The sequence below is a fragment of the Dorea sp. YH-dor226 genome, from assembly GCF_039832105.1.
In the GTDB taxonomy this organism is placed as follows: Bacteria; Bacillota; Clostridia; order Lachnospirales; family Lachnospiraceae; genus Dorea_A.
Map to the genome: position 1 here is coordinate 54,627 of NZ_JBDOHS010000014.1, position 12,070 is coordinate 66,696.

General features: G+C 42.3%; 12 protein-coding genes. 3 read left to right on the forward strand and 9 right to left on the reverse strand.

The genetic code is table 11. The annotated features are described in order from the left end of the window. Positions 1-22 precede the first annotated feature (22 nt). The 7 genes from ABE547_RS11560 to nadA form a co-directional block, all read right to left on the reverse strand. Complete coding sequence (locus tag ABE547_RS11560; protein WP_347378927.1) at positions 23-472, reverse strand: DUF6465 family protein; 450 nt, start codon at positions 470-472, stop codon at positions 23-25. Positions 473-553: 81 nt separating this feature from the next. Continuing rightward, entirely contained in the window at positions 554-1,507 is a 954-nt protein-coding gene (locus ABE547_RS11565) for an L-lactate dehydrogenase (RefSeq protein WP_347378928.1), read from the reverse strand. A 134-nt stretch (positions 1,508-1,641) separates the two neighbouring features. Then, on the reverse strand, positions 1,642-2,490 hold the full coding sequence (locus ABE547_RS11570; RefSeq protein ID WP_347378929.1) for a putative manganese transporter: 849 nt from the start codon (positions 2,488-2,490) through the stop codon (positions 1,642-1,644). Positions 2,491-2,685: 195 nt separating this feature from the next. Beyond that, complete coding sequence (locus ABE547_RS11575; RefSeq protein ID WP_347378930.1) at positions 2,686-3,210, reverse strand: transcription repressor NadR; 525 nt, start codon at positions 3,208-3,210, stop codon at positions 2,686-2,688. A 39-nt stretch (positions 3,211-3,249) separates the two neighbouring features. Beyond that, a complete protein-coding gene (nadC, locus tag ABE547_RS11580; protein ID WP_347378931.1) occupies positions 3,250-4,104 on the reverse strand; it encodes a carboxylating nicotinate-nucleotide diphosphorylase in 855 nt (284 codons plus the stop codon). Positions 4,105-4,141: 37 nt separating this feature from the next. Then, a complete protein-coding gene (locus tag ABE547_RS11585) occupies positions 4,142-5,308 on the reverse strand; it encodes an L-aspartate oxidase (protein WP_347378932.1) in 1,167 nt (388 codons plus the stop codon). Between the two features lie 29 nt (positions 5,309-5,337). Next, positions 5,338-6,243, reverse strand: a complete 906-nt coding sequence (gene nadA / locus ABE547_RS11590) for a quinolinate synthase NadA (RefSeq protein WP_347378933.1) — start codon at positions 6,241-6,243, stop codon at positions 5,338-5,340. Positions 6,244-6,445: 202 nt separating this feature from the next. Here nadA and ABE547_RS11595 point away from each other — a divergent pair, with 202 nt between their 5' ends. The 3 genes from ABE547_RS11595 (at position 6,446) to ABE547_RS11605 (ending at position 9,967) form a co-directional block, all read left to right on the forward strand. After that, positions 6,446-7,288: an AraC family transcriptional regulator gene (locus ABE547_RS11595; protein ID WP_347378934.1), complete on the forward strand. Its 843-nt coding sequence runs from the start codon at positions 6,446-6,448 to the stop codon at positions 7,286-7,288. A 137-nt stretch (positions 7,289-7,425) separates the two neighbouring features. Continuing rightward, positions 7,426-8,751, forward strand: coding sequence for a glycoside-pentoside-hexuronide (GPH):cation symporter (locus ABE547_RS11600; protein WP_347378935.1), 1,326 nt, complete (start codon positions 7,426-7,428; stop codon positions 8,749-8,751). A gap of 34 nt (positions 8,752-8,785) precedes the next feature. Beyond that, positions 8,786-9,967, forward strand: coding sequence for a Gfo/Idh/MocA family oxidoreductase (locus ABE547_RS11605; RefSeq protein WP_347378936.1), 1,182 nt, complete (start codon positions 8,786-8,788; stop codon positions 9,965-9,967). Between the two features lie 339 nt (positions 9,968-10,306). Here ABE547_RS11605 and ABE547_RS11610 read toward each other — a convergent pair whose 3' ends face one another. Next, the gene (locus ABE547_RS11610; RefSeq protein ID WP_347378937.1) at positions 10,307-10,843 is read right to left on the reverse strand and encodes a CDP-alcohol phosphatidyltransferase family protein; all 537 of its coding nucleotides are present in this window, start codon (positions 10,841-10,843) and stop codon (positions 10,307-10,309) included. Between the two features lie 524 nt (positions 10,844-11,367). After that, positions 11,368-12,018: a class I SAM-dependent methyltransferase gene (locus ABE547_RS11615; RefSeq protein WP_347378940.1), complete on the reverse strand. Its 651-nt coding sequence runs from the start codon at positions 12,016-12,018 to the stop codon at positions 11,368-11,370. Positions 12,019-12,070 lie beyond the last annotated feature (52 nt).

Sequence of the window (12,070 nt, forward strand, 5' to 3'; positions counted from 1 at the left end):
GCCCCTCTCCATACATGTTTCCCTAGAACTCAACTGATCCCGTCTCTGTACCGTTAATTACATAATAAACAGTCGTTTCTTCCGGCTTTATGTATAAATCCATCGTCTTGATATCTCCAACTTTCTTTCCGGAAGCTGTCCATGCCTTTTTCACTCTGGCAATGATATCCTTTTCTTCGACTTCTTTTCCTCCGTACTGAACAACAGCACTTACTTTCATTTCTTTCTTTGCTGCATTCTTCTTTGCTGCAGGTTTTTTAGCAGTTGCTGCTTTCGTCGTTGTCTTTTTTGTAGTTGTTGCTTTCTTTGCAGGTGCTTTCTTCTCAGGTGCCTTATCCTCTGTTGCTGCTTCTGTTGCAGGAGTCTTTGCCGTCTCTGCTTTTGCTGATACTTTTACAGTCTCTGCTTTTGTTGCTGTTTCCTTTACAGTTTCGGTTTTCGGGGTTACTGATGTTGCTTTTTTTGTAGCCATTATAATTCCTCCTCATTGTCCTAAGCTTCGTCACCTAGACTTGACTATTATATCACAATATCTGGAAAATGCAATTATAAGCTAAAATTCCATAATTTTATGCGTATATTCCCGAATGACCTTTGCAGATTCTTTAAATCTGGTCAGCTCCTGGCCCGTCATATGAATCTCCAGCACATCAGACGCTCCTGTTCTGTTCAGAACAACCGGAACTCCACAGTATACATCCTTCTCTCCGTACTCTCCTTCCAGCAGTGTGGATACCGGAATAATACGGTTCTCATTATGGAGAATCGCCTTGATCACACCGACAGCAGTCGTTGCAACTCCATAATAGGTAGTTCCCTTTCTGTTGAGAATCTCCCAGCCCTCCTGTGCCGTTTTCATGACCAGACTGTCCAGATCCACGTCTCCGACGAGCTCCGGGTTATCACGAATAATATCATAAAATGGTTTGCCCGCCACCGTTACTGCAGACCATGGCACCATCTGTGAATCCCCGTGTTCACCCATGGAAAATGCATACACACTTCTCGGATCCACGTGGATCAGTTCTGCAATAAAGTTCTTCAGACGTGCAGAATCCAATGCAGTGCCTGTACCGATCACCTGATTCTTGGGAAGTCCGGATAATATCTGTACATAATGTGCGATAATATCCACCGGATTCGATATGATCAGAAAAATACCGTCAAACCCGCTTTCCATAATCGGCTTTACGATCGACCTGGTAATCTTTGCAGATGCTTCCAGCGTATCCAGCCGTGACTGTCCCTGTCTTGGAGGTGCTCCTGCTGTAATCACAATAATATCCGCATCCCCACAATCCTCGTAATTTCCCTGATATACCTTGGTATTTCTGTTCAGGTACTCCACACAGTCCTTGAGATCCAGCACTTCTCCCAATGCTTTTTCCTGATTGATATCTACCATCATAATCTCATCACAGACTCCCTGTGTCAGCAGACTGAAAGCAGTAGATGATCCAACCAGACCACATCCGACAATTACCACTTTACTTTTATTTGTTGTCATATCTTCTTTCCTCCTTTGATCATATGACATAAGCTGTCTATAGAAAAAACGGCAGAATATCTCTTACAGACATCTCCGCCGCTTTGCTCTCCTTCATCCAATCATATTCTTTTTACGTCTTCCTGTCAAGTTTTTCACGAAATCAGTTCAAGTATCATACCAGCTATCACTGCCGTGACGTATAATACTCCCAGGATTTTAAAATTTTCACTTTTATTATGATTCATGCGGAACAATACCACCAGTCCGATTCCTGCCCCTGTACAGAGTCCGGCAATCACCGATGCAAATGAGATGGCACCGCTCAGATACAACTGTGTAAGAATCACCGAGGCCGCACAATTGGGGATCAGTCCGATCACAGCAGCAATCATTGGCTGAAATATCGTATCTCCAAGCAGCAATGTCGATAACCGGTCAATTCCGATTAATTCGATACACAGATTTAATATTCCCGTAAATACCAGAAGATATACAGTCATTTTCACTGTATGATTCCATGCAGGCTTTACAATCCCCGCATGTTCTCTGTGACAGCCGCAGTCATGGCACAGATTGCCGTTTGCTTTTGGTATGGATATTCTGTCTTTCAGAAACAGATCCGCCACATATCCTGCCACAATGGCAATCACGACCTTTGTCACCAGAAGAACACCCACTTTCCCTGCATACTCCGGCTTTCCGAGTATGATCAGTATCGCTTCATCAGAAGTTGCCACAAATACAGACAACAAAGTTCCGACAGAGATAATTCCTCCCGCATACAGATTCGCTGCCATCACAGAAAAGCCGCACTGTGGAACACAGCCAACGACTGCTCCGGCCACAGGGCCTGCTTTTCCCACCTTTGCAAGCAGCTTTGCAGAAAAATCTCCGGAATAATGCTCCAATGCTTCAATCATCAAAAATGCCGCAAATAAAAAAGGAAGCATTTTCAGGCAGTCCAGGCAAGTATCAATCAACACATCTATCAACATTTCCATATATTTATAATCCTTCCTTTTATTTTAACCTAATATATCTATTCTAGTTGTTCCACATTGATTTTTCAAGCTGTAATTTTCATTGTTACCGTTTTCAATATGCTGACCAAACAGTTCTCGGACATTGTTCGGTACCGGATCTTAAGCACAGGAAAGGGACTGCCGTAACTTCATTACTGCAGTCCCCATATGACATTATACAGTCTCCGGTGTTGTTGCCACAAGAAATCCTCTTTTTTTCAGTTCCTCTTCGATCATATCCAGCGTCTCTTCACTGTCTGCACTCACACGATGATAATGATAATTCGATGTGATGTTTTTTAGCGGACTGGACTTTCCCCGTCGGATATCTTCCATAAATTCCGCTGTCTTTCTCCTCGAATTCACGCCGAGTTCAGCTTCCATCGTACCATATACCCTGTGATGTATCATGACATTTTCCACGCAGCCGCCCAGATCAACGATCGCATTCAGTTCCTCTTCCAGCTGTTCGTCTGTATGATGTACCTTAAACGTTCTGCTGACTGATTTTACTGTATTCAGAATATAACCGCGATTGGTAGAGATAATATCATAACCTGCAGCACGGATCAATGCTATATCCTGTACGATTACCTGACGGCTTACACCATAGGCAGAGGCAAGCTTCGTTCCCGAGACCGGCACCTGGCTATCCTTTATCTGCTGAACAATCTGTTTTCTTCTGTCTGTACCCGTCATTCTTCCGTCGTCACCTCCATATATTTCCTGATTCTTCTATTATAATACAACTTGAAGATTCTTTAAAGAAATATCAATAATTGGTGCAGAATGTGTCAATGCCCCACTGGAAATATAGTCTACGCCAAGAGAAGTAAGTCTGCCGATATTCTCTCTGGTCACATTGCCGGAACATTCCGTCTCTGCTCTTCCATCAATCAGCCGTATAGCTTCCTGCATCTCTTCTGCCGACATATTATCCAGCATAATGATATCGGCACCTGCTTCTACCGCTTCTTTTACCATCTCAAGATTCTCAACTTCCACTTCTATCTTCCGGACAAACGGAGCATATTCTTTCGCCATCTGCACTGCTTTTGTCACACTGCCCGCTGCTCCGATATGATTATCCTTCAACAGAACTCCGTCGGACAGATTATAGCGATGGTTATAACCGCCACCGACGCGTACTGCATATTTTTCAAATATCCGCATATTCGGAGTTGTCTTTCTCGTATCCAGAAGCTTTGTATTACTTCCTTCCAGCAGACTTGCAACTGAATGCGTATATGTCGCAATTCCGCTCATTCTCTGCAGATAATTAAGAGCAACCCTTTCTCCTGACAACAGAACTCTGATATCACCTCTTACCTTCCCCATCAACTGTCCGCTGGAAACCATATCTCCATCTTTACAGTAAAATTCTGTTTCTACATTTTCATCCAGAAGCTCAAATACTCTCTGAAACACCAAAAGCCCGGCAATAATTCCATCCTGCTTGCAGATCAGATCTACTTCTCCCGGAACCGCTTCTTTCATCACTGCATTCGTTGTTACATCCTCACTGGAAATATCTTCTCTCAGCGCTTCCATGATCAGATGATCTGCCTGTAATTTCATTGTGATTGTATTCATAAGTTTTTCTCCTTTTTGCCATATTGCGATTCTGTTTTTATATTACACGATCCCTCTGGATTTTAGAAGCCGCTCTTTTCGCAAACACCAGACTTTCCAGCAGGGAATTGCTTGCCAGCCGGTTTTTTCCATGTACGCCGTTGCAGCTGGTCTCCCCCACTGCATACAGATGCTCCATGGATGTTCTGCTGTCAGAATCCACCCAGATGCCACCCATAAAGTAGTGCTGCGCCGGCACGACCGGTATACATTCCTTTGTCACATCATAACCTTCTTCCAGACAATGCTGATAAATATTCGGGAAATGATTTAATATCTTTTCTTTCGGTATATTTTCCATCGAAAGCCATACATAGTCAGTTCCATCTTTTTTCATCTGTTCTCGGATTGCTTCTGTCACAACATCCCGCGGAAGCAGTTCATTCACAAATCGCTCTTTATTCTTATTGTATAACACGGCTCCCTCCCCGCGTACGGATTCGGAGATTAAAAATCTTCTTCCCGATTTTTTCGAGTACAGTGTCGTCGGATGTATCTGCACATAGTCCAGATGTTCCAGTCGAACACCATGTTTTTTGGCAATATCGAGTGCGTCTCCCGTCAGATGAGGGAAATTCGTAGAATGCTGATATCTTCCGCCAATTCCGCCGCTTGCAAGAATGGTATCTCTGGCATGAATCTCCAGTATTTCCTGTCCGCATGTGGCAATGATACCAGTACATTTTCCTTCTTCTTCTATGATATCCGTCATCGTTGTATATTCATACAACTCTACATTATCAAGTTTTTTCACCTGTGCAAGGAGCTTACTTGTAATCTCTTTTCCGGTCACATCCTCATGGAACAGGATTCTCGGTTTTGAATGCGCTCCTTCTCTTGTATAGGCAAACTCTCCATCTTTCTTTTCGAATTCCACACCATAAGCAACCAGATCTTTGATAATATCACGCGAACTTCGAATCATGATATCTACAGATTCTTTCCGGTTTTCATAGTGTCCTGCCTTCATTGTATCTTCAAAATAGCTGTCATAATCTTCTTCATCTCTGAGTACGCAGATTCCTCCCTGTGCCAGAAACGAATCGCTGCTCTCAAGATCAGACTTCGTAATCAGTACAATCTTCTGGTCTCCCGGCAGATTCAATGCACTGAACAGCCCACCGACTCCGCTTCCTACAACAACAATGTCTGTATCTATTATCATATATCTACCCTCCAGGCTCCGGAAAGATTCTATTTTGCAAGTTCCAGCATCCGCTCAAGAGGCTTTTTGGATGCTTCTCGAAGCTCTTCTGTGACAAGAATCTCATTGTCGCCGGTTTCAAGAACATGCAGAATCTTTTCTAATGAGTTTTTCTTCATATTCGGACATGTCGGAACAGACTCCGGGAAATAAAACTTCTTATCCGGATTATCTTTATGTAATTTGTATGAAACTCCTTCCTCTGTACAGATGATGAATTCCTGATCTTCACTCTCTGTTGCATACTTGATGATTCCGGATGTGCTTCCGATATAATCAGAGATCTCCAGAATCTCACCTCTGCACTCCGGATGTGACAGTATCTTTGCTTCCGGATGCTCTGCTTTTACTTTCAGAACGTCTTCAGCCTCTATTCTTTCATGTGTAGGGCAGAAGCCTTCGTTATATACAAAATTCTTCTCCGGAACCTGTCCTGCTATGTAATGTGCCAGGTTTCTGTCCGGAATAAAGAATATATTCTTATTCGGAAGTGCCTTTACAATCTTGACTGCATTGGCGGAAGTTACACACACATCAGAATACTGTTTCAGATCTGAAGTAGAATTAATGTAACATACAACTGCCAGATCCTCATAAGTATCCCGCATCTTCTGTATCGTCTCTGCATTCGCCATATGTGCCATCGGACAGTCTGCTCCAAGATCCGGCATCAGCACCGTCTTTTCCGGATTCAGAGTCTTGGCGCTTTCACCCATGAATTCCACGCCGCAGAATACGATTGTCTGTTCCTTCAGACTGACAGCCACTTTGCTGAGATAAAAAGAATCTCCGATATAATCTGCGATATCCTGTACCTCCGGTCTCACATAATAATGTGCCAGAATCACTGCATTTTTCTCTTTTTTTAATTTTTTAATCCGATCAACAATATCCATAATCTTTTCTCCTCTTAACTCAAACTTTCCCTATTATATCACTGTTATTTACATGTGACAAGACATATGTATTTACATTATTTTTTTAACAAATATGTATTTTTCTTAACATTTTACACAAAAATTACTCATCGCAATGCTATAATATACACATGTGTTTTGTCAGATCAGGTAACTTACAGAAAGAGAGGTATATTTTGTTATGATACAGCCTGTAAAAATGGAAGAGATTGTTCACCACAACAATCTTTCGGCGAAAATCCTGCCGCAGACGCTGTCCGGTGATAACTTCCGTGTTCCTCCCCACTGGCACAAGGATATAGAACTCAACCTCATACTGTCCGGTACTTCCCTCTCCATCGTCGATGGAAGACCATCCATATTGACTTCCGGTGACATGTGTGTCATCAACAGCAGAAAAATACATTCCGGAGATACCCCCGACGAATCCGTACCGATCAGATTAATTACGATTCAATGGGATTATGATTTTTTCACCAGATATTGCCCTGATTTTCCGAAGTATCAGTTTTCTCTGACCGGCCGGGCAGACATTCTTCCCGAAATACGCAGTCGAGTACTGCAGATTGCAGATCTCTATGCCGCAAAAAAGCCGTATTATGAGATGAAGATCAGTGCGTTGCTTTTAGAGACCGGATATCTGTTACTCGAGCATTGTCTGGAAGAAAATCCATATTATTACGACTACGAAAGCACCCGGAAAGCAATACAGATACAAAACGCCATCACTTATATGGAAGAAAACTATTCTCAACAGATATCACTTACACAGATTGCAGATCAGGCAAACATGTCTCCGGCATATTTCTCCAGAAAGTTCAAGCAGCTTACCGGCATCAATTTCTCCGAATGTCTGGCTCTGTATCGTGTACAGAAAGCCCGGGATGAACTGATGAACACAGAAAATACAATGACAGAAATTGCCTTCAACAACGGTTTTGCCAATGTAAAATCATTTATACAATACTTCAGGAAACAATACCACACAACACCAAAGCAATATCAAAAAGCCCATAAAACTTAGTTTTACAGGGCTTTTTTTCATGTATCCGGACAAAATATGACAATTTTCAGTCAATAGAAGGGAATACTTTCAGGCATTCTCCTGCTACAATAAGAACAGAATCAGTTTATTTGATATTAACAGGAGGATAATTGGAAATGGGAAAATGGAGAATGCGAATTGGCTACGGAGTTGCCGACCTTGCATGTACATTAATTTTTTCAATGATAGCATCTTATCTGATGATCTTCTACACAGATGTCTTCGGAATCAGTGCCGCAGTCGCAGGAACGATGATGTTCCTTACAAAGATAATAGAAGGATTTCTGGATATCCTGGCAGGTCTGATCATCGACCGTACCAATACCCGATGGGGACGCAACAGACCGTATTTCTTATTTGGAGCCATACCGCTTGGTCTTGTCACCATTGCAGTTTTCTGCGCTCCCCCTCTTGAAGGAAGCAGTCGAATCATCTATGCCTTTTTGTCATATGTGCTTCTGAGCTTCATCTATGCGCTTGTGAATATTCCGCTCACCTCAATTCTTCCGACTCTGACATCAGATTCGAAAGAACGCACGGTGCTGGTCACTGCCCGTATGATCTTTTCCATGATTGCTGCTACCATTATTACAACTTTTACGACACCTCTGGTACATTACTTTGGAAATGGAAATTCCAGAAAGGGATATCTGATCACGGTATCCATCTATGCTGTGACAGCTGCATTCCTTTTCTTTGTTACATTTAAAAATACAGAAGAGGTAATCCGCCCCGCTTCCAAGGGCGAAAACTCTTCCATTCGAAAGGATTTCCGGTCTCTGAATTCTCAGTGTCTGGTCATGTTTTTGCTTGGATTCTGCTATTTTTCCATGTTCAATATCCGGAGCACCTCGATCATCTATTACTTTACCTACAATCTGGAAAGAGTAGAACTGATTCCGACCATCGGCCTTCTGGGAACCTTTTCCGGTCTTCCTGTACTGCTTTTGCTTCCATATATTACAGGCAAAATCGGAAAGCGCAATTCCGTAATTACCGGAGCAGCCATCTATATCGCCGGAACCCTGCTTATATTCGTCTCGGGCGACATCCTTCCTCTCCTGATGTGTGGACTCGTCATCACCGGCTGCGGCATGTATCTGATCCAGGCAACTTTCTTTACAATCTGCCCGGATGTCATAGATTACTGTGAATACACAAGCGGCAAAAACATTGCCGGTATGATCACTGCATGCTCCGGTCTGCTCTCCAATACAGCCATGGGAGCCAGCAGTTCCATTCTGGGGCATCTTCTCAAAGCAGGCGGATATGTTGCCAATCAGAAGCAGACTGCATCTGCGCTAAGGAGTATCCAGATCAGTTTCATCTGGATCCCCATTGTCCTGTGTATCGCAATCATTCTGCTGATCCGGTTCTTCAGGCTGGATTCCATTATGCCAAAAGTTCAGAAAGAACTGGCGAAACGCCGGGCACTTTCTTAACCAAAAAAAATATCAAAAAGGAGAAAGACTATCTATGAGTAAAAAACTAAAAATCGGTGTTGTCGGTATCAGTTTCGGTATGGAATTTGTCGCAATCTATAAAAAACATCCGGATGTTGCGTCCGTCGTCATTGCCGATACTGATGAGAGACTTCTTAAGATTGCACAGGAAAAATTCGGATTCCGCGAAGACGAATGCTTTACAGACATTCAGCCCATGCTGGATGATCCGGAAGTAGACGCCATCCATATCGTCACCCCGCCTGCAACACACGCAGAATTATCCATACGTGCACTGAATGCCGGAAAACACTGCGGGTGTACCATTCCAATGGGAATGTCCTTAGAAGAACTGTATGCCGTCATTGAAGCCAGGAAAAAGTCCGGAAAGCAATATATGTTCCTGGAAACCACTGTATTTGGAAGAGAATTCTTCTATGTGCAGGATCTGTATAAAAAGGGCGAGTTGGGAAAAATCCAGTATATGAGCTGTGCCCATTATCAGGATATGGAAGGATGGCCATCCTACTGGGAGGGTTATCCGCCACTGATGCATCCGACACATGCGATCGGACCGTGCCTCATGCTGCTTGGCCAATATCCTTCTGCAGTATATGCCAGAGGTTCCGGCAAAGTGCGCGACAGTTTAAAAGAAAAATACGGCTGTCCTTATGCATTTGAAGCAGCCATGGTTTCTCTGGAAGACAGTGACGTTACGATTGAAGTTGAGCGTTTTTTATATGGCGTTGCACGGAGTTATTCTGAATGCTTTCGTGTATATGGTGAAAATAAGAGCTTTGAATGGCAGCAGCTGGCAGATGAACCCCCGGTTCTGTATACCCGGACCGGAGAGCTGCAGCAGGATATAATTGATCTGGATTCCGATCCGGAACGATTCAACCGCGGAAGCGAGATCATCGAGCAGCGCATTCAGGTTCCTGATTACGGTTATCGTCTTCCGGAAGAAATTGCAGGATTTACAACCGAAACCATCTACAACGATGAAAATATGCATCTTTCCTTCAAACAGGGCGGCGGACACGGTGGCTCCCACCCACATATGGTGCATGAATTTGTACGATCTATCATCGAGAACCGTAAGCCGATCGTTGATGATATTCTCGGAGCATACTGGACCGGGCTCGGAATCTGTGCGCATCAGTCTGCACTTGCCGGAGGTAAAGTCATCGAGATTCCGAAGTTTAAAGAATTATAATAATTCAAACAGTCCAGACACTACATAAATACTATAACTCTGTTATGTATTATGCATTGCCTGGACTGTTACACGACATTGGCTTATTCAATTTTACTTTCTCCTTATCTGTTTACATCAAATATTTCAATTCTAATTAATGCAATTACCCCAGGTGAAAGCTCTCATAATACTCTTCTAAGAGTGCTTCTAACTTCTTCAACATAATCAACATCTCCTTTTTCTCTGAATGTTTTTCTTGTTCCTCTTTCTGATTATAATTTAACATTCTTTAGAGAAAAATGGAAATATATATAATAGATGTGTAACAATACCTTTTAGGTATATATATCACTTCCATTAAGACTGCCGATCACCTGGTTTTTCCGCAGGGAAAATACTTTTCCTGTGAAGATGAATCACCAGTTCCTCCAAAGCCGCTACGATCGCCACGACACAGGTGAGCCTGCAATAAACAGTAGCATATACAGTAGCAAGCATAAACGGAATCAAGAATACCATCAAACCTGTCAGTTTATTCAAATATGTATGTAAAGACGCAAACTGGCGATATTTTACCGCCGCGATTAGGTATGACGATATCCGTACAATTACAATAACTGCCACTGCGTACCAGATATCTCTGGGAAGTGTGCCCCAAAGAACCGGAAATAACCGAAACAGCATTGCCCCATAAAACAACAAGTCCGCGATACTATCCAGCCGCGCGCCAAAATCACTGACTGTATTCATTTTCCGGGCAATCCACCCGTCTAACACATCCGTCAGCCCTGTCGACGTATATATGGTAAAGAAACCTGCAGAAAGCGGATGCAAAATCACAAGTAATACCGTTCCCGCAATCCGAAACAATGTAATGACATTTGCAATGTTCATCTTTTCATTCCCCCTCTTTTTCTTTCTTGTTCTCATTCAACCGATCTTTATATTTAATATTATACAATCGATTCTATCTTCCCGAAAGGCATATTTTGCAGAAGAATGTGTCTGTTTTATAGCATTGTTCTACATTGACAATACCTTATATGCACAAAAAACAGCCCAGACAATACATAAATACAATAACTTGATCGTATACTATACAAAGTCTGGGCCGTTACACGACGTTTGCTTATTCAATTTTACTTTCTCCTTACCTATTTACATCAAAAACTTCAATTTTAATCATAGCAATTACCCCAAGTGAAAGCTCTCATAATACTCTGCTAAAAATGCTTCTAATTTCTTCAACATAATCGACATCTCCTTTTTCTTTAAAATGTTTTCTTGTTCCTCTTTCTGATTATAATTTAACATTCTTTCAAGAAAAATGGAAATACATATAATAAAGGTATTATAATACCTTTTAAGTATATTGGTTCTGGATCTATTTTTTTCTTCAAAAATACTCTTTTGCAACTTTATTGCTTTTTAGAACAAACCATTAGTTGAATATGGTTATCTGATGACGGTGTACCTGCAAAATCCGCATAACAGTCATATACGTTCATTCCAAGCCCCGCAAAAATATCTTCTATTTCCTTAAGCGTATATAATCTTATCGGATTGCCTTCCCGCATTTCCGGCTTATAAAGCACCTCGCCGTAAGGATAGTCAATCTGCCCATAGATCAAAATCTTTTTCTTTTGATCCCATTCAAAATTGGATAATGTAAGACACCTTTCTCCCTCATCCCATAACTTGCACGGAAAGTGATTCTCGGCGTAACTCCCATTCATTATATCCATAAAATGCTTTCCACCCGGTTTCAGTGCTTTGGATACAACACGGAAAATTTTCAGATTCTCTTCTTCATTCTCTAGATATCCGATCGCACCATCTGCCATATTCAGTACAACATCAAATTGGTTGATAAAATTCACCTCACGAATATCCGAGCAGATAAAACTGGCTCTCAGATTTTCAGCTTGTGCTTGCGCTGTGGCATATTCTATGTATTCCGAAGTGATATCGACACCTGTCACATCATAGCCGCGCCGTGTGCAAATTTCGGCTGAACTGACCGCTTGTTTCATTAACGGCTGACCAGCCCTTTCAATAGAACTGACCACGCATTTCGGATGCTGACCAACTTTGATATAGTGATTGATGTAGCTATTGCTA